Origin of the sequence: Larkinella humicola (assembly GCF_008727875.1) — a bacterium.
In the GTDB taxonomy this organism is placed as follows: domain Bacteria; phylum Bacteroidota; class Bacteroidia; order Cytophagales; family Spirosomataceae; genus Larkinella; species Larkinella humicola.
Genome location: NZ_VTWS01000005.1, coordinates 149785 through 167104, shown reverse-complemented (window position 1 = coordinate 167104; position 17320 = coordinate 149785). Strand labels below are relative to the sequence as shown.

Here is a 17320-nt window from a genome sequence, read left to right as displayed (position 1 = left end):
TTCACCCGCGCCATGAGACTCATCTTCTTAAGCTTTTTGTTCTGTCTGGTATCATTGAAATTGGTTGCGCAAACAATCAGATTTGGCAATGAATGGATCGATTTTGGGCAAACTTATTACCGAATCCCCATCACCCAGCCTGGTGTGTACCGGCTCACCACGGCCGATTTGCAGAAAGCCGGTATTCCGGTGGCTTCCGTCAACCCCATCAGCTTGCAGGTATTTCGGCGGGGCATCGAACTGGCGATTTACATAGCCGGCGAGTCGGACAACAAACTGGATGCGGATGATTACCTGGAGTTTATCGGCGAACGGAACGACGGTCGGCAGGATTCGCTGCTCTACCGCCCCCGAAACGCCCAGCCCCATCTGTATTACAGCATGTATTCGGATACGGCGGCCTACTTTCTAACCTGGCGGCTCGATGGACGGAAGGGCAAACGCATGGATGTCGTTGCCGAAACCGACGCGCAGGGCCTGACAGCGGAGCCGTATCATCTGGCCGAGAAACTCACGGTTTTGACCAACGAAATCTCTATCAACCAGTCGAACGGCGGGCCGTCGCCTTTTCCGTCGGCCTACGAACTTTTTTTTGAAGAAGGTGAAGGCTACACCGGCCCAATGCTTAAAAAAGACAGCCTGGTTAGCCGAACCTTTCTGCTCGACGGCTGGGTGCGAACGGCACCCGAAAAACCGCACCTGGAACTGTTGCTGAACGGACGCGATAACACCACCCACCTGGTCAATGTATTTTCGGGGAAAACCGCTCCGGGGTCGTCTCCGCTGGCAAACACGCGGTTCGAGTGGTTCAATACGGGCCGTCTGGCGTTCGACGTACCGCCAGCAGATGTCTCGTCGTCGAATGAATTAACGCTTTCAACCCAATCATATGGTCCGTTTGAAACCGACCGCTATTCGGTGAGCTACTACCGGCTTCGGTTCCCGCAGACGTTCAGTTTGAGTAACCTGACCCGGAAGACGATCAACCTTTTGCCCAATCCCCAAGGCCGGTCGTATGTGGAATTGACTGATGCCCCGGCCAATGCGCTGCTGTATGACCTGACCGATCCGGTTCACCCGCGCCGTCTGACCGCCGTCCGCGACCAGACCCGTCTGAAACTGATCGTGCCCAATACTGAAACCCCGCGCCAGCTTCTGATCACTGCCGGAACGCTGACGCCGTCGCGGCTGGAGCGGACGGTTTTTCGGAAGATTGATCCGACAAAACATAACTATTTGGTTGTCAGTCACGAGTCGTTGATGAAACCAGTTGGCAACGTGGCGAATCCGGTCAAAGCCTACGCGGGTTACCGGGCGTCAGCAGCGGGGGGAAGCCACGATACGCTGGTGGTCACGATGAAGCAATTGCTCAATCAGTTTAGCTACGGCGAACGGACGCCCCTGGCCATCCGCCGGTTTGCTGATTACATGCTGACGGGAAAACCCTCATCCGCCGATACGACCAAATACATGCTGTTGATCGGGCGCGGCAATGCGTATTATCCCATGCGGACGAGTGCGGATCAGTACTACCGTGACCTCGTGCTGACCATCGGCAATGTGCCGGGTTCCGACCTGTTATTGACGGAAGGGCTGGCCGGTTATCCGGCGAATGTGCCGGCGATTCCGACCGGTCGGATCAACACGCTGAATCCGCAGGAGGTGTTGGCGTACCTCGAAAAAGTGAAGGAGTTTGAACGCACACCCGTCAACGAACCCTGGCGGAAGGAAGTGCTGCACCTGAGCGGAGGGAGTTCGGTTTTTGAAGTGACCACCTTCCGGCGCATTCTGGATCGGGCCAGCGAAACCGCCCGCAGGCAGTATGTGGGGGCCAATATTACCGTCAAAGCCAAACAGACCGACGAACCGGTGGAACGCGTCGATGTCAGCGGGATTGTCAATGCCGGCGTTGCCCTGATGACGTTTTTCGGCCACTCGTCGCCCATCGTGACCGATCTGGATTTCGGCTATGCCTCCAAACCGTCTTACGGTTATCACAACAAGGGTCGGTATCCACTGATGTTTTTCAACGGCTGCGGAGTCGGAAATATCTTTTTCGGGTCGGTCGGTAACTTGTCCACCGACTGGCTGCTAACGCCCGACAAAGGAGCGATTGCGATTTTGGCGCACAGTGGTTCGGGCTATTCCGGGCCGCTCGAAACCTACACCCAGCAGTTCTACCAGACGTTATTTGCCGACACGGCTTTTCTCAATAAACCGATTGGGTTGATTCAGCAGGAAACCACCCGGCGCGTGCTGGCCCACTACAGCGGAGCCTACGACATTTCCAACGCCCACCAGATGGTGTTGCAGGGTGACCCGGTTTTGCGTTTGTTTCCCATTCAGAAACCGGATTTTAGCGTCAATTCGTCGGGTGTTTTTCAGCGGGGTTCGCAAAAAGATTCCGTGCGATTGGGCGTGGTGGTCACCAACGCGGGGCGTTTCGAGGCCGGGCAACGGGTGGGGCTGGCGGTTCGGCAACGGCTGGCCGACGGGCAGATGCGCTCGTATGGTACGAAGATGAACAACGCCATTGCCTACCGCGATACCCTTTTTTATGCCTTCAAACCGGAATTACTACCCAACGCCGAAACGCCCAACCGGTTTGAAATTACGGTTGATCCGGATAACCAGATTGCGGAGTCGGAGGAAAAAAACAATGTGCTGGTGTTCGACCTGAAAGCCGGGGCGGATGGCTACACGGTGGTTTTACCGGATTCGGGCCAGCGGTTTCCGCCCGACCGCTTGAACCCGTTACTGAGTGTGACGTTTGACGGTATACCACTGAAAAATGAAGCCCTGGTGTCGGCCAATCCGTTGATTCGGCTGGTTTTGCAGGACGAAGACCCGTACCGAATCCGTCAGGATACCGTTGGGATTGAGGTGTTTCTGAAAAAACCGTGCGTGACCTGCGATTTTGAACGGGTCACCCTGTCTGGTCCGGCCGTTCGTTGGAAACCGGCCGGACCAGACAACCGGTTTGTCCTGGATTATCAGCCCCGGAATCTGGCGGATGGCCTGTATGCATTGCAGATTTATGCGGCCGATGTCAGCGGCAATCGGGCCGGGCCGGGGCCGTACGAGATCCAGTTTCGGGTCCAGAATGAGGATAGTTTATCCGCCGTGCAGGCAACGCCCAATCCGTTTGCGACGCACACCCGGTTACGGTTTACGGTTTCGGGACCGGAGTCGCCGGGGGAGGGGCAGATTCTGATTCGGAACCTCACCGGCCATCTCGTTCGCACGCTTCGGCAGCCGGTGCGGGTGGGCGAGAATCTGGTTTTCTGGGATGGCACCGACCAGGGTGGGGTGCCACTGCCCAACGGTTTGTATGTCTTTCGGTTGTTGTTGACTGATGGGCGACAGAAAAGTGGGAAAGTCGTTCTAAACCGGTAAGCTGGTTTAATCCCAACATTCCATCAGGAGCAAATCGCCGGTTCGGTACTGAATCTTCACAAAACCGTCTTCGGCGGCTTCGTTGCTGCTGCCGGTTCGGTAGCCGAGGGTCAGGGTTTCGTCGGCGAGGTTGTACTTGAGCCCTTGGGTAATGATGCCGTCCACTGCGCCGACCGGAATCAGCGAAATGGGCGTGCCTTTGGCGTACCATTTTTCGAAAGAACCGGTGAGGGGCGTAATTTTTGAATGATCATCGACCATAACGACCTTAATCCGGTCTTTGTACCGAATGATATTGGTCATGTTCGTCATGGTGTGATCGGCCCGGCGACCCGTGGCCCAGACGATGTTGACGGCCGGAAAACCGCGTTCGATCAGAAATTCAATGCCTTTGTCGAGGTCGGTTTTGTTCTGGTCGGGCGTGTGAATGATTTCGATGGGGTATTGCCGTTCGCGAATCAGGTCAAAATCGGGCTGGTCATCGAAATCGCCGAGCAGGGCGTCCACCTTGATATCCAGATCCAGCACGCGCCAGATGGCATTGTCCAGCACAACGACGAACGGATTCCATTCAAGCAGTTGGCCCAGCAGGTCCGGGTCGCAGCTTTCGCCGTTGGCAATCAGCAAAGCCGGTTCCTGTTTATCGCGTACAATGTGGTGAGAAGACATAAGTTGAATGAATGATGAACGATGGATGATGAACGATGACAGGGCCGTCCGCATAAGCCCACTCATTGCTCATCATTTGTTTAGTTGGTTTTTCCGGCCACTGTTCAAAAACCGTCATCGCTTGGTCCGTCTTGCCCGGTTTGGATTCCTTTTTTGGCGAGTCGAATGGCTTCCCGCAAAAAAAAGGCATCCTGCTGTTGGGGAGCCAATCCATCTGGAGTATTCACGTTGGTCAGCTCGTTCACGTCCTCGATTTCCAGTAACTCGATCGCATTGTTCATCAGAATGGTTCGCGGATAGGGCGTGCCTTCGGCGATGCCCCGAAGCAGGGCCGGATAGGCGGCTGGCTCCCAAATGCAGACGGACGGTTCCGGGAAACGATGGTCGCTGTCCCAGAAAGCCGTCGCGATGGTTTCGCTCTTTCGATTGAAGACCAGTTTCTGGATCGATTGTTCGGATAAAAACGGCAAATCGCACACCACCACCAGCCAGGCGTGGTGGAGCGACTGGTTTTGGAAGGCCGTCAAAATACCGGCTAAAGGGCCTTTCACCGTCGAATCGTCCGGAATGAGTTTAAACCGGCTGTTGGCTAATTGAAGGGCCTGCTCCGCATTGACCGACAAAAAAACGTCGTCGCAATACGTGGCCAGCAAATCATGCAGGTATTCGTACTGCGGTTTTCCGTGGTAGACGATGGTGCTTTTGTCCACACCCATGCGGGTGCTGCGCCCACCAGCCAGCACCAGACCCAGCAGGGGAGAGCGTGCTTCAGGTGGTTTGGTGAAAGTCATTTTTTCCGCCGGTTTTGTCCAGCAACCGGGTTTCTTTGATTACAATATTGTGCGAAAACGCTTTGCACATGTCATACACCGTCAGGGCCGCCACCGACGCGCCCACAAGTGCTTCCATCTCAACGCCGGTTTTGGCTTCGAGGGCCGTGGTGCATTCGATGATCACCTCGTTTCCGTCGGTAGTAATGGTCAGTTTGCAACTGTCCAGACCGAGCGGGTGGCAAAGTGGAATCAGATCGGACGTCCGTTTGGCGGCCATGGTGCCGGCGATGATGGCGGTTTGAAAAACCGGCCCTTTTTTGGTCTGAATATCCTGTCCCTGCAAATGCTGCATGATGTCGTCGTTCAGTACCACAATGCTTCGGGCGCGGGCCACGCGCCGGGTGACGGCCTTGTCGCCGACGTCAACCATCGTCGGATTGCCTTTGGGGTCGATATGGGTAAACATAAGGAGGTAAAAGTTATGAATTTATAGCTTTCGCTTTCTGCCCCTAAATCCCCTAAAGGGGACTTGGACACGATCAATCCGGATTCCAAAAGTCCCCTTTAAGGGATTTAGGGGCAGAAAGCGAAAGTCATTGAATTATGAGTTAAAAGTTAAACGCGTCAGCTAACCCTTAACTCATAACTCTTTAAAGCCTGATAAACCTGGTGAACCGGTAAACCCATTACCGTATAAAAAGACCCTTCGATGCGCTGGATGCCGATCATACCGATGGGTTCCTGAACTCCGTAGGCCCCGGCTTTGTCGAAGGGGCGGTATTTTTCGACGTAGGAGTTGATTTCATAGTCGTCCAGCGGATTGAAAACCACCGTAACCACGTCGGTGAACGAAACGGTTTCTTCGGCCGACAGCAGACAAACGCCCGTCATGACCTGGTGCGCCCGGCCCGACAACCGTCGGAGCATCTGCACGGCTTCGTCGGCATCGGCGGGTTTGTTCAGAATATCGGAATCGACAACGACGATGGTGTCGGCGCACAAAACCAGTTGATCGCCCAGATCAGCCCGAAACCGGTCGGCTTTCTGACGCGCCAGAAATGCCGGAACATCGGCAATGGGCATGTCTGCCGGGAAGCTTTCGTCGGTCGGTCGGACGTCAACGCGGAACGTACACCCCATTTCACGCATCAGTTGTTGTCGGCGGGGCGAATTGGAGGCCAACACCAGGGGACGGGTTAATTGCATGGATTTCTGAAATATTATTCGTATACTTTAAACGGTTAATGGGGCAAGAGCATCTATTCCCTGCAAACATAACAACTAAACTTGTCTTGAAAACACCCTTTCAGATTCGAACCGCTACTCTGGAGGACGCTGTTGCGTTGACTGATCTGGCAATCCGGACGATGCGGGAAGCGTTCGGCCCCCCCCACAATCCGGCAGAGCTGGTTGAAGCGTATATACAAGAAGCTTTTTCCGTGGAGCAAACCCGTCAGGAACTGTTGGATTCCCAAGCTACTTTTTTAGTAAGCATTAGTCCCGAACAGGAAGTGGTGGGGTATGCAAAATTACGAAGAAACCGCCCACCCCGTCAGCTAAAAGGCCAACATGCCATCGAAATTCAGCGTTTATATGTATTGGATAGTCAGATCGGGAACGGATTGGGGAGACAGCTTATGGAAAACTGCCTTGATCGGGCCCGTCGGGAAGGCTATCAAGTGCTGTGGCTGGGAGTGTGGGAACGGAACAAACGGGCCATTGGCTTTTATGAGCGGATGGGTTTTCAACAATGTGGGTGGCATTATTTTCAGTTTGGCCACGAACGGCAGCGGGATTACTGGATGAAAAAAGAGGTACAGTAGCGTGAAACCAGTCAGAGGTCGTCAGATCGATTCCAGTAGGTTCTGGCTCATTCGCATGGGCTGGCCAACGATCGTATGGCTGCTGATGACCGTTTCGGTGGCGGTGGCGCAGGAAATTAAAATTCCCGTTCCCGACACCCAAGGCGACTCGCTCACCCGGGCAGATTCGATTACGAAAGGCATTCGGGACGCCAAGCAGGTGGTGCGGGACAGTTTGTTTTATGTGAAACTGAAAAACCGGATGTTCAAACGCAGGATCACGCGCGAACTCCACAAACTGCTGTTTCACGACATGTATAACAGCCGGATCAAAACCGGTGATGTGAATGAGATTGAAGTCAATCCATTTGTAAAGTACCAGGGCCGGGTGATCAATAAAATCTACATCCGGCGGCTGGGCGTGTTCGGCCCCAGTGTATACGATACGCTGCGCCGACCCCGAAGCTGGCTCGAACGAACGGCGAACCAGCTTCATGCCGACACCCGCGAGGGGGTGATCCGGCGGTCGTTTTTGTTGTTCGAAGAGGGCGACCGCATCAGCCCGGACACGCTGCGCGACAACGAGCGGCTCCTGCGGAATTCCAACGTATTTCATGATGCGCGGATCATCGTGGTGCCGCACGAAGGAAGCCGGGGCTTTGTCGATGTCTACGTCATTACGCAGGACGTTTGGTCGTTGCTGCCGTCGGGCAGTGTGGGCGGTTTCAACCGGTTCGACCTGAGGCTGGAACAGCGAAATTTCCGGGGACTGGCACACACTTTTTCCAACCAGATTGCTTACAACGCCGATGACCCCTTTCAAAAACTCGAATACCGGGGGCGGTATATTGTTCCGTACATCGGCAAAACATTTTTTACGGGTCAGGCCGATGTGGTAGAAACCCGCGATCTGAAACAATATTCAGTTCGCTTCTACCGCCCGTTTCTGACGCCGGATACCAAGTGGGCTGGTTCGGCTGAATTGAGTTACAACCGGTTTCCCCGCTACATTGTGTTTTCCGAAGACAGTGCCCAACTCACCAAACTCGGTTATTATTACAACGATATCTGGGCTGGTTATTCGTTCAAGCCGTTTTTTAGTTTTTTAGGGGAAGGTGACGACCGAACGCGGCTGGTGGTGGCTGCCCGCTTTACGCGACTCGCTTTTACGAACCGGCCGGAAGTACGGCAAGACACCAATCAATTGTTTCAGAATACGAATGCCACCCTGTTCAGCATCGGTTTGTCGCGTCGGCGTTACGTGCGGGACGTGTTGATCTACGGGTTTGGCCGGACGGAGGACGTGCCTTTCGGGAGTCTGGCATCCATTGTGGCGGGTTACGACAACGCCGAACTGGGGCAACGCAAGTACCTGGGTTTTAAATACTCCAAAGCGCATTACCTCGAATCGTTCGGCTATCTGTATGGCGCATTGAGTATCGGTAGTTTTTTGCGCAGCAAGACCACCATCGAGCAGGGTGTTTTTTCGCTGGAGTCGAGTTATTTCACCCCCCTTCGAACGACCAACTGGGGCAACTGGCGGCATTTTATCAACTTCCGCTACACGATGGGCTCCCAGCGGTTCGACAGTGAATACCTGACGCTAAGTGGCCGCGACCGGCTCGGGATCAACAACAACGAACTGCGCGGCACGAAGTTATTGTTGACCAATCTCGAAAATATCCTCTTCTCCCGTCTGAACATCGTCGGTTTTCGGGTGGCCATCGTCACCTTTGCCAACCTCGGTCTGGTCACCTACCAGACCCGGAAACTGTTTCATGGGCCTCTTTATCAGGGCTATGGCGTAGCGTTTCGGTTGCGAAACGAGAACCTGACCTTCAACAGTTTTCAGATCCGGATTGCCTGGTATCCCAATATTCCGAACAACCCGGCACCCTTCCGTCCTGCCTTCGAAGGGGTGCCGACGGCCCGTTTCCGCGACTTCGATACCTCGGCGCCAGAAATTATTCCATACCGCTGAAACTTTTTTTGAATATAATGTTGTTACATTAAATGTATAGACAGTATATTTGTAACGTTAACGGGGACTGGTAATTAAAGGTGAATTGGTTATTTTGCAACAGAACCGAAGAAGCCGTTCCTCACTTAGCAAAAATGACAATGCCAATCGAGAATGACATCAAACAGACAACATCGTTCCGGTCTCCGTATCACCGGATGACGGTGAACCTGATGTATACCAACGGGTGGGTATGCGATGAGCAGATGTATTTACTAAAACCGTATGGATTAACCATTCAGCAATACAACGTCCTCCGGATTTTGCGCGGGCAATATCCCAACCCGGTCAAAGTAGCAGATATTACGGAACGGATGCTGGATAAAATGTCGAATGCGTCCCGTTTGGTCGATAAATTGCTTGCAAAAGAATTAGCCCAGCGCACCGAATGCCCCAACGACCGTCGGGCCGTCGACGTCGTGATCACCGAGAAAGGGCTGGATCTGTTGAAAATCATGGATCAGCACCAGAATCAGTGGGAAAAGCGGTTTCACAACCTGACCGAAGAAGAAGCCAATGAGCTAAACCGTTTGCTCGACAAACTTCGCGGATCGTCAGAATAACAATCCCTTTTTTTACCAATCAATCCAATTACAACCAACCAATTTCCCTAAATTAAAAATTAATCTCATGTACAAGCAAATTTTAGTAGGATTCGTGGCCCTGAGCGTGGCAATCAGCAATCCAGTAGCAGCCAACCATGGTGTTTCCGGCAATGACAAAAACGCCAAAAAAAGTGTCGCCAAAACGACAACCTACAACATCGACGTCGACAAAAGTGTATTGACCTGGAATGGTAAAAAAGTAACCGGCGAACACACCGGCCCCGTAAAAGCTGAAAAAGGCTATTTGACCCTCAGTGGTAACCAGTTGAAAGGCGGTCTCGTTTCGATCGACCTCCGGACGATGACCAGCACCGACCTGAAAGACAACAAGGAATACCACGACAAACTGATCAACCACCTGAAATCGGACGATTTCTTCTCGGTTGCCAAACACCCGGTTGCCACGTTCAAAATCACGAAAGTGAAGGCCACCGCCGGTAATGTTGCCGATGTAACCGGCGATCTGACGATCAAAGGCATCACGAATCCCGTCACGTTTCCGGTCACGTATTCCGTTTCGGGTAACACACTGACGGCTAGTGGTAAAGCTACCATCAATCGTGCAAAATTCGAGATCAAATACGGCTCGAAGTCGTTCTTCGATAACCTGGGCGACAAAGTAATCTACGATGATTTCACCGTCGATATGAACATTGTGGCAACGGCCGACAATGCAGCTTCAGGCGTAAAAACGAAATAAGGGTTTTGCAGTATCCCCCGTAACGAACCGCGTTCCTGCCAGCAGGACGCGGTTTTTTTGTTCCCAGGGACTTTTCAGGCCATTGGTAGATTACGTAAACCGGGGGAGATCGTCCAGAAAATCAACGGTTTGGAGTTGATAATCGACACAGCAGCAATAGTGGGTCAGGCCGTTGGTGATCACGATATAAGGCGCCTGGTGGATGTGGTTGTAGCGGCCAATCTGGTCGAAAACCTGCTGCGTGACGGTCACCTGGGGGGCTTTGCATTCGACGAGCAAAAACGGTTTCCCAAGCCGGTCGAACACCAGAATATCCGTTCGTTTCCGCAACTGATTGAGTTTCAAACCGCCTTCACTCCGAATCAGCGATTTTGGATAGCCATACTGATTCAGCAGCAAATGCACGACGTGTTGCCGAACCCATTCTTCCGGTGTAATGAGCACATACTTCTTCCGCAACACATCGAAAATATACGGTTTCCCCTCGATCTGCTTCGTATTGTACTCAAAAACCGGTAGGTTTAACGATTCCATTCGTCAAAAATAAGCAATCTGGCGGAGTAATGCTGCCGTCGATCGATGATACACTTCAAACCATGAAAACCAAAGATGAAATTGTCCAAAACTGGCTGCCCCGGTATACCGGAACGCCCATCGAGCAATTCGGAGAGTACATTCTGCTGACGAATTTTATCAACTACGTCGAGCTGTTTGCGAAAAAATACGACACCGAAATCTACGGGCTGGGCCGGGCCATGCAAACGGCAACTGCCGACAACATCACGATCATCAACTTCGGAATGGGCAGTGCCATGGCCGCAACGGTCATGGATTTGCTGACGGCGGTGAACCCCAAGGCGGTGTTGTTTCTGGGAAAATGCGGTGGTTTGAAAAAAACGCTGGTCGGTGACCTAGTTTTGCCCATTGCGGCCATTCGGGGCGATGGCACCAGCAACGATTATATGAAGCCCGAAATCCCGGCTCTGCCGTCGTTTAGGTTGCAGCGGGCGGTTTCGTCCATGATCAAAAAACACGAACTGGATTACTGGACCGGTACGGTCTATACGACCAACCGGCGGATCTGGGAACACGACGAAGTGTTCAAGGAGTATCTGCGTGAGATTCGGGCCATGGCGATCGACATGGAAACCGCCACGATCTTCATCGTCGGTTTTGCCAACGCCATTCCTCACGGCGCCCTGCTGCTGGTTTCCGACAATCCGATGGTGCCGGAAGGCGTCAAAACCGAAGAAAGCGACAAACGCGTTACCGGCTCGTACGTCGAAAAACACCTCCAGATCGGCATCGACTCCCTCCGCGAACTAGCCAACTCAGGCGAATCGGTCAAGCACCTTAGATTTGAATGATGGGTTATGAATGATGAACGATGAATGCTTACCGGCGAAGCTCGTTCATCGTTCATCATTCATAACTCATCATTCTAATTACAGTAATCACTAATCGCCTTGTACGACGGCGTGTAGCCGAGTTCGCCGGATTTGCTGAGGTCGAGACAGCCGCCGTTTTCGTCGCCCAGACTGTGGCGGATGATGCCGCGCACGTAGTAGACTTCTGCGTATTTCGGATCAAGTTGAAGTGCGCTGTTGCAGTCCAGAATCGCCCCTTTCTGGTCGCCCTGCTGCGAGCGGATGAGGCCGCGGGTGAAGTAGGCTTCGGAGTAGGTCGGGTTCAGTTCGATGGCTTTGTTCAGATCGGCCGTGGCTCCTTTGATGTCGTTGACTTTGCTTTTGCTGATGGCCCGGTTAAAATACGCTTCCGAGCGTTCGGTCGACAGGGCGTCGATGATGTTTTTCTGCTGCACGGCGTTCCGCAAATTGTCCAGAACCGCCCTTGAGATTTTGCCGTTATAGACCACTTTCGTCTCTACGTTGGCATTGTTGATTTCAATCGCGGTATTGTAATCCTGAATCGCCCCTTTCTGGTCGCCCAGTTTGCCACGGCAGAAGGCGCGGCCATAAAAGGCCCGGTAGTTGGTTGCTTCCAGAACAATCGCCCGGTCATAGTCATTCAACGCACTTTTGTAATCTTCCAGTTTGCTCTTGGCAAAGCCCCGGTTGTAGAACGATTCGCCATCTTCGGGCGCCAGTTCAATGGCCTTGTTAAGGTCTTCAGCGGCTTTTTGGTACTGGCCCAGTTGCACCAGCGACGCTCCCCGACCGGCATACGCCTGCGCCCGTTTGGGATTCAGTTCGATGACCTTCGAAAAATCGGCCAGACTGCCCGCATAATCGTCCAGTTTCTGTTTGGTGATGCCACGGGCATACAGCGTCTGCACGTTGTTGGGGTCCAGTTCGATGGTTTTGGAGAAATCCTGCAAGGCTCCCCGGTATTGTTCCAGGCGGCTGCGGCTCGCGCCCCGGTAATAATACGCCTGGGCGTCGTCGGGCGCCAGTTCGATGGCCCGGCTGAAGTCCATGAGGGCCGCGCGGTGGTCGTCCTGTTTGCTCTTGCTGACCCCGCGACTGAGGTAAGCCAGGGCATCTTTTCCATTGAGTTCAATGGCCCGGTCGTAGTCCAAAATGGCGCCCCGGTGGTCTTTCAGATTGGCTTTGGCCAGTCCGCGGTTGTAGTAGCTGGGTGCGTTTTCGGGATTTGCCCCGATGGCCATACTGAATGCCTGCAAGGCACCCATGAAATCGCCCGATTTACTTTTCACAATGCCGGTTTCAAAAAACGTGGCCGCGGTCTGCTGCGCCTGTAGGATCGTGGTACTTAGGAAGACGCAAAAAATGAAGGATAGAAGACGGTAATACTGGAACATAAGTAATAGTACGGTTGAGAGGAAGGTACAGAAGGCTAAAAATAAGGTTTGATTGTCGATGCATCAACAATCAGTTACATTAAATTTCTGGCTTACTCATACCGAAAAGCCATGCTAACCCTTTTGTGCCCATATTTCTGCTCCATATCCCGCACTTTGAATCCGCAACCGTCGGGCCTGAAGAAGTGGATAGGGAACTCCACACGCGAACGCCTGGGGCATTGAGCAATCGTTCAGACAAAAATGCTGATCAAACGAGACAAAATGTCATTGTTTATTTCAATATATATAATTTTAGTGACAAAATGGCTGATTTGCGTTCTGTTTTTAGATTGGTACACAAGTTGAATAAAGGGAGTTGTAGTTCAGAAATTAAAAAGATAACCAGCATAAAGCCATGAGAACCTTAGTTCAATACAACCAATTGCCCTCGTTTTTTAACAATCTGGTAAACCACGAATTCAACCGTCATTTTCACACGCCAGCGGTTGCCAAAGCGGCTAGCCCGGTCGTTCCGGCGGTGAATGTGAAAGAAGATGAAACCGCCTATCACATTGAACTGGCGGCCCCCGGTTTGAAGAAAGAAGATTTCGCGATCAACCTGACCAACAACCAGTTGACCATCTCCGCCAAACTGGAAGAAGCGAAGGAAGATACAACCGAAAAGTACACCCGGAAAGAGTTCAGCTACAGTTCTTTTGAACGGAGCTTCCGCTTACCGAAAAACGTGAACAACGAACAAATTCAGGCCGCCTACACGGACGGTATTTTGAAGATCGATCTGCCGAAAGTTGAAAAACCGGTGATCGAACCCAAGCAAATTGCAGTAGCGTAAGGTAAGTCGACGCATAGAAAGAAAACCCCGGCCGGTTTGGTCGGGGTTTTTTAGTATCTAATTTCGGTGGATTTGGGTGAAAAACCGGGTCAGTTTATCCGGATCCAGCTTTCCGTTGGTTCGGACACCGCTGCAAATATCCAGCCCGAAGGGCTGCACAGTGTCGATGGCCTGCCGGACGTTCTCCGGATTCAGGCCACCAGCCAGAAAAACCGGCACCCGGCTTTGCTCCACAATCCGGCGGCTCAGTGTCCAATCGTGTCGGCGACCCGTTCCGCCCAACTCCTTCACGGCCAGTTTCGGATTGCCCGAATCCAGCAGCAACGCATCCACTTCCTCCGCCGACGCCAGGGCTTCGTCGATGCTGAGCTCATCCAAAACGTGAATCACTTGTACGAGTTTTATGCCCGGTAAAGCCGCCCGCAGGGTCCGGTAACTCCCCGGTGGCAGAGCGTCGACCAACTGAATGGTGTTGGTAAAAACCCGGCGGTGGTGTTCGATCACGGCTTCGGCCGTAGGCTCGCTCGTCAGCAGAAACGTGGCGATGGGGGGAGGCACGGTTTGCGCAATGGTTCGGATGAGGTCATCCCCGATCACGCCCGGCCCGCTGGGCATCCGCCCCACCAGACCCACCGCCGACGCCCCGGCTCCAACGGCAAGCCGGGCCTCTTCCACACTGCTGATGCAACAAATTTTGACACGCATAACCGAATTTTTGAAAGACGTTAAAAAGGACGACGGGTAGCCCGGTCGTGGGTTGGGGCGGCTCGGCGGCTCATTTACAAAAACAAAGAAATGACAGTTCCACTTAATAAGCAGCAGAATCCTGATCGAACCGTTATTTTTGTCGTATGAATAAAAAGGTTGACACCTACGCAGCCCTTCGTTATCCCGAATTTCGCTTTTTTGCTGCCAATAGCTTTCTGTTTACGGCCACGCTTCTGATTCAGGAGGTTTTGTTGGGGTATGAATTGTACAAGATGACGCACGATCCGCTGGCGCTGGGCCTCGTTGGCCTGGCCGAAGCGTTGCCGTTCATCGCTATGTCGCTGTTTGGCGGGCACCTGGCCGACCGGCGGGAAAAGCGTTCCATTTTGCAGATCAGCCTGTCGGTGATTATTCTGGGTTCCGTCATTCTCTATCTGGTGTTCCAACCTTCCGTAGTCGGACATCTGTCCAAATCCACGCAGTTGGTGGTGATTTACAGCGCGTTCGTGCTGATCGGAACGGCTAAAGGATTTTATTCACCTACCAGTTCGTCGTTGAAACCGTTTCTGGTTCCGCGGGAATTGTACGCCAATTCGTCTACCTGGAGCGGTTCGTTCTGGCAGGCCGGTGCCATTGCCGGGCCGGGCATTGCCGGTTTTCTCTACGTCTGGCTGGGCTTGGATTATTCGTTGCTGGTGGTCATCGGTTTGCTGCTGGTTTGTCTGGTATTGATTTCGATGATCAAGAGAAAACCGGTTCCGGTGACGGAAGGCCCGAAAGACAGCCTGTGGAACAGCCTGCGCGAAGGCTTCCGGTTTGTATTCAAAACCAAGATTATTCTCTATTCCATTTCGCTGGATCTGTTTTCGGTTCTGTTCGGTGGCGTGGTGGCCATGCTGCCCGTTTTTGCCGAAGACATTCTGAAGGTAGGCGCTCAGGGGCTGGGAATTCTGCGGGCCGCACCGGCCATCGGCGCCATCGGAACCATGCTGCTCCTGACGCGATTTCCACCGACCCACAACGCCTGGCGGAACATGCTCATCGCGGTGCTGGGCTTCGGGGTTTTCACGCTGGTATTTGCTTTCTCGACCCACTTCTGGCTTTCGGTTTTTGCCTTGTTGGTGACGGGAGCCTTCGATAGCGTCAGTGTGGTGATCCGAAACACGGTTCTGCAAATTTTCCCACCCGATCACATGCGGGGCCGGGTGGCGGCTGTCAACGGTATTTTCGTCAGTTCTTCCAACGAGATCGGCGCTTTCGAGTCGGGGGTGGCGGCCCGGTTGCTGGGCGTGGTGCCTTCGGTGGCGCTGGGCGGGGTGGTGACGCTGGTCGTGGTGGCGTATGTCTATTACAATTCCAAGGAGCTGTTTGCGGTTCGCTTAAGTTAGCGCGCTGTACGGTAACAAACCGGCCAAACCGTTGGAATAACGGCCTCCGTGTCGTTATCTTACGGGGTAAATAGTACAAAACCATCTGCTCCCGAATTATGCGTTTGCTAAATCTACTGTTAAGCGGCAGTATTGTTCTGGCCGTTACCCTGTCGGCGTTTGAATCGCCGAAAAAAGAAAAGAAACTCGTGAAAGTCTGGGAAACCGACTCCACATTGCGGGTGCCGGAATCGGTGCTGTATGATCCGAAAGGGAAAGTTCTTTATGTGGCCAACATCGTCGGCAAATCCGATTCGCTCGATGGGGACGGGTTTATTTCGAAAGTCTCGCTCGACGGCAAAATCGAAAACCTCAAATGGACGACGGGCCTGAACGCACCCAAAGGCATGGGTATCTATAAAAACCGCCTGTATGTCACGGACGTCTACCGGCTGATTGCCATTAATCTGTCGAACGGACAGGCCGAGCAAACCTGGGATGCCACGGACAAAAAGGCATTTCTGAACGACGTGACGATCGATAAAGACGGAACGGTCTATGTGTCAGACAGCCGGAACAGCAAGATTTACCGCCTGAAAGACAGCAAGTGGGAAATCTGGATGGACGGTGGCGAACTGAACAATCCGAACGGTTTGCTGGCGGTCGGCACGAAGAAAATGATGATTGGCAGCACCAAAATCGGGGCTTTACAATCCATCGACGTCGAAACCAAAGCCATTACGAAACTGGCCGACGGCATGGGAAACACCGACGGCATTGTGGCCGTCGGAAAAGATTTCATCGTTTCCGACTGGAGTGGCCGGTTGTTTTACATCACTGCCGACGGGCAGAAACAATTGATGCTCGATTCGCGGCCTGAAAAAATGAATACCGCTGATATTGAATACGTTCCGGGCAAGAAAATGATCGTTGTGCCGACATTTTTCAAGAACAAACTGGTGGCCTACCGGGTGGAATAAGTAGATAGAATAAAAGGTGTCAGACTTAACGATCTGACACCTTTCAATACGGAATCCCTTCGTCTTCCAATATTTTCTTGACGTTCAGAACGCAGCCCTCCATAATCGGGACATCGTTGCCCCAGTCGGTAAAGATCCAATCCTGATTCGGTACCGCTACAAACACACGACGTGGTTTGCTCAACACCCAGAATACTTTTTCGACGCCGAAATCAAATAATCGCTGCGTTTTTTCGGCAATGTATTCCATCTCCGCGCCCGGTCGTTCGCTGACATCGGCTTTGATATCCACTTCAATGACTATTTTGGGGGGTGTGTTGAAGTATTTCGTCGTTAGTTCGAACGTCCCTTTCTCGTAGATGGCAATGTCGGCGGCTAGATTGTCATTCGTCTCAAGATGAAGGCCTGCTTCATTGGTGAAGGGGACGTAGCGTTTTTTATCCCGGTTGTTGAGAATAAAGCCGTAAATGAACGATACCAGAAACGATTGAAGCGAACTACTGCCCATAATAGCGCTGAAATCGAGTTTGCCCGCCAGTACATCCCGGTACCCCCGGTAGTAAACCGGCTGTCCGTTCAGCACTTCGTAGATCAGGTACGAAGGCACGGGCGGAGTTTCCGGTTTTGTTTGTACGGTTTCTTCAGTTGCTACCATAATCGTTAAGCAGATTTGATAACCAATG

General features: G+C 52.7%; 17 protein-coding genes. 9 read left to right on the top strand and 8 right to left on the bottom strand.

All coding sequences use genetic code 11. The features are described 5' to 3' along the window. Nucleotides 1–12: 12 nt before the first annotated feature. Nucleotides 13–3396, top strand: coding sequence for a putative type IX secretion system sortase PorU2 (gene porU2 / locus F0P93_RS19590; protein ID WP_150878954.1), 3384 nt, complete (start codon nt 13–15; stop codon nt 3394–3396). Nucleotides 3397–3402: 6 nt separating this feature from the next. Here porU2 and F0P93_RS19585 read toward each other — a convergent pair whose 3' ends face one another. From F0P93_RS19585 to F0P93_RS19570, 4 genes are all read right to left on the bottom strand, one after another. Next, nucleotides 3403–4065: a thiamine diphosphokinase gene (locus F0P93_RS19585; RefSeq protein WP_150878952.1), complete on the bottom strand. Its 663-nt coding sequence runs from the start codon at nt 4063–4065 to the stop codon at nt 3403–3405. 104 nt (nt 4066–4169) lie between these two features. Then, nucleotides 4170–4856 (bottom strand): NTP transferase domain-containing protein, encoded by a 687-nt coding sequence (locus tag F0P93_RS19580; protein ID WP_150878950.1) that lies wholly within the window; start codon nt 4854–4856, stop codon nt 4170–4172. After that, complete coding sequence (gene moaC, locus F0P93_RS19575) at nt 4834–5304, bottom strand: cyclic pyranopterin monophosphate synthase MoaC (RefSeq protein WP_150878948.1); 471 nt, start codon at nt 5302–5304, stop codon at nt 4834–4836. Before moaC ends, F0P93_RS19580 begins: the two co-directional genes overlap by 23 nt. 158 nt (nt 5305–5462) lie before the next feature. Then, nucleotides 5463–6044, bottom strand: a complete 582-nt coding sequence (locus F0P93_RS19570; protein ID WP_150878945.1) for a Maf family protein — start codon at nt 6042–6044, stop codon at nt 5463–5465. An 86-nt stretch (nt 6045–6130) separates the two neighbouring features. Here F0P93_RS19570 and F0P93_RS19565 point away from each other — a divergent pair, with 86 nt between their 5' ends. The 4 genes from F0P93_RS19565 to F0P93_RS19550 all read left to right on the top strand — a co-directional run bounded on the left by F0P93_RS19565 (nt 6131) and on the right by F0P93_RS19550 (nt 9965). Continuing rightward, nucleotides 6131–6661 carry a GNAT family N-acetyltransferase gene (locus tag F0P93_RS19565; protein WP_225309563.1) on the top strand — a complete coding sequence of 177 codons (531 nt, stop codon included), beginning with the start codon at nt 6131–6133 and terminating at the stop codon, nt 6659–6661. 1 nt (nt 6662) lies between these two features. Then, a complete protein-coding gene (locus F0P93_RS19560) occupies nt 6663–8621 on the top strand; it encodes a BamA/TamA family outer membrane protein (protein ID WP_150878942.1) in 1959 nt (652 codons plus the stop codon). 140 nt (nt 8622–8761) lie between these two features. Beyond that, on the top strand, nt 8762–9223 hold the full coding sequence (locus F0P93_RS19555; RefSeq protein ID WP_114407183.1) for a MarR family winged helix-turn-helix transcriptional regulator: 462 nt from the start codon (nt 8762–8764) through the stop codon (nt 9221–9223). A gap of 67 nt (nt 9224–9290) precedes the next feature. Then, nucleotides 9291–9965, top strand: coding sequence for a YceI family protein (locus F0P93_RS19550; RefSeq protein ID WP_150878940.1), 675 nt, complete (start codon nt 9291–9293; stop codon nt 9963–9965). A gap of 90 nt (nt 9966–10055) precedes the next feature. Here F0P93_RS19550 and F0P93_RS19545 read toward each other — a convergent pair whose 3' ends face one another. Then, nucleotides 10056–10499: a type I restriction enzyme HsdR N-terminal domain-containing protein gene (locus F0P93_RS19545; protein WP_150878938.1), complete on the bottom strand. Its 444-nt coding sequence runs from the start codon at nt 10497–10499 to the stop codon at nt 10056–10058. A 62-nt stretch (nt 10500–10561) separates the two neighbouring features. Between F0P93_RS19545 and F0P93_RS19540 the strand changes: the two genes are divergently transcribed. Further along, a complete protein-coding gene (locus tag F0P93_RS19540) occupies nt 10562–11332 on the top strand; it encodes an AMP nucleosidase (protein ID WP_150878936.1) in 771 nt (256 codons plus the stop codon). Between the two features lie 74 nt (nt 11333–11406). Here F0P93_RS19540 and F0P93_RS19535 read toward each other — a convergent pair whose 3' ends face one another. Further along, nucleotides 11407–12747, bottom strand: coding sequence for a tetratricopeptide repeat protein (locus F0P93_RS19535; protein ID WP_150878934.1), 1341 nt, complete (start codon nt 12745–12747; stop codon nt 11407–11409). 397 nt (nt 12748–13144) lie between these two features. On the opposite strand from F0P93_RS19535, the gene F0P93_RS19530 reads away from it, so the two are divergent. Next, entirely contained in the window at nt 13145–13582 is a 438-nt protein-coding gene (locus F0P93_RS19530; RefSeq protein WP_150878932.1) for an Hsp20/alpha crystallin family protein, read from the top strand. 57 nt (nt 13583–13639) lie between these two features. Here the strand turns inward: F0P93_RS19530 and F0P93_RS19525 are convergent, their stop codons facing one another. Further along, nucleotides 13640–14287 (bottom strand): phosphoribosylanthranilate isomerase, encoded by a 648-nt coding sequence (locus tag F0P93_RS19525; protein ID WP_150878930.1) that lies wholly within the window; start codon nt 14285–14287, stop codon nt 13640–13642. A gap of 146 nt (nt 14288–14433) precedes the next feature. On the opposite strand from F0P93_RS19525, the gene F0P93_RS19520 reads away from it, so the two are divergent. Beyond that, complete coding sequence (locus tag F0P93_RS19520; RefSeq protein ID WP_150878928.1) at nt 14434–15678, top strand: MFS transporter; 1245 nt, start codon at nt 14434–14436, stop codon at nt 15676–15678. Between the two features lie 98 nt (nt 15679–15776). Continuing rightward, a complete protein-coding gene (locus tag F0P93_RS19515; protein ID WP_150878926.1) occupies nt 15777–16637 on the top strand; it encodes an SMP-30/gluconolactonase/LRE family protein in 861 nt (286 codons plus the stop codon). Between the two features lie 43 nt (nt 16638–16680). Here F0P93_RS19515 and F0P93_RS19510 read toward each other — a convergent pair whose 3' ends face one another. Continuing rightward, nucleotides 16681–17292, bottom strand: a complete 612-nt coding sequence (locus tag F0P93_RS19510) for a Uma2 family endonuclease (protein WP_150878924.1) — start codon at nt 17290–17292, stop codon at nt 16681–16683. Between the last annotated feature and the right edge of the window lie 28 nt (nt 17293–17320).

Excerpts from the sequence above, each read along its gene's own strand:
- porU2 (WP_150878954.1), top strand. The coding sequence starts at position 13 with ATGAGACTCATCTTCTTAAGCTTTTTGTTCTGTCTGGTATCATTGAAA.
- F0P93_RS19585 (WP_150878952.1), bottom strand. The coding sequence starts at position 4,065 with ATGTCTTCTCACCACATTGTACGCGATAAACAGGAACCGGCTTTGCTG.
- F0P93_RS19580 (WP_150878950.1), bottom strand. The coding sequence starts at position 4,856 with ATGACTTTCACCAAACCACCTGAAGCACGCTCTCCCCTGCTGGGTCTG.
- moaC (WP_150878948.1), bottom strand. The coding sequence starts at position 5,304 with ATGTTTACCCATATCGACCCCAAAGGCAATCCGACGATGGTTGACGTC.
- F0P93_RS19570 (WP_150878945.1), bottom strand. The coding sequence starts at position 6,044 with ATGCAATTAACCCGTCCCCTGGTGTTGGCCTCCAATTCGCCCCGCCGA.
- F0P93_RS19555 (WP_114407183.1), top strand. The coding sequence starts at position 8,762 with ATGCCAATCGAGAATGACATCAAACAGACAACATCGTTCCGGTCTCCG.
- F0P93_RS19550 (WP_150878940.1), top strand. The coding sequence starts at position 9,291 with ATGTACAAGCAAATTTTAGTAGGATTCGTGGCCCTGAGCGTGGCAATC.
- F0P93_RS19545 (WP_150878938.1), bottom strand. The coding sequence starts at position 10,499 with ATGGAATCGTTAAACCTACCGGTTTTTGAGTACAATACGAAGCAGATC.
- F0P93_RS19540 (WP_150878936.1), top strand. The coding sequence starts at position 10,562 with ATGAAAACCAAAGATGAAATTGTCCAAAACTGGCTGCCCCGGTATACC.
- F0P93_RS19535 (WP_150878934.1), bottom strand. The coding sequence starts at position 12,747 with ATGTTCCAGTATTACCGTCTTCTATCCTTCATTTTTTGCGTCTTCCTA.
- F0P93_RS19530 (WP_150878932.1), top strand. The coding sequence starts at position 13,145 with ATGAGAACCTTAGTTCAATACAACCAATTGCCCTCGTTTTTTAACAAT.
- F0P93_RS19525 (WP_150878930.1), bottom strand. The coding sequence starts at position 14,287 with ATGCGTGTCAAAATTTGTTGCATCAGCAGTGTGGAAGAGGCCCGGCTT.
- F0P93_RS19520 (WP_150878928.1), top strand. The coding sequence starts at position 14,434 with ATGAATAAAAAGGTTGACACCTACGCAGCCCTTCGTTATCCCGAATTT.
- F0P93_RS19515 (WP_150878926.1), top strand. The coding sequence starts at position 15,777 with ATGCGTTTGCTAAATCTACTGTTAAGCGGCAGTATTGTTCTGGCCGTT.
- F0P93_RS19510 (WP_150878924.1), bottom strand. The coding sequence starts at position 17,292 with ATGGTAGCAACTGAAGAAACCGTACAAACAAAACCGGAAACTCCGCCC.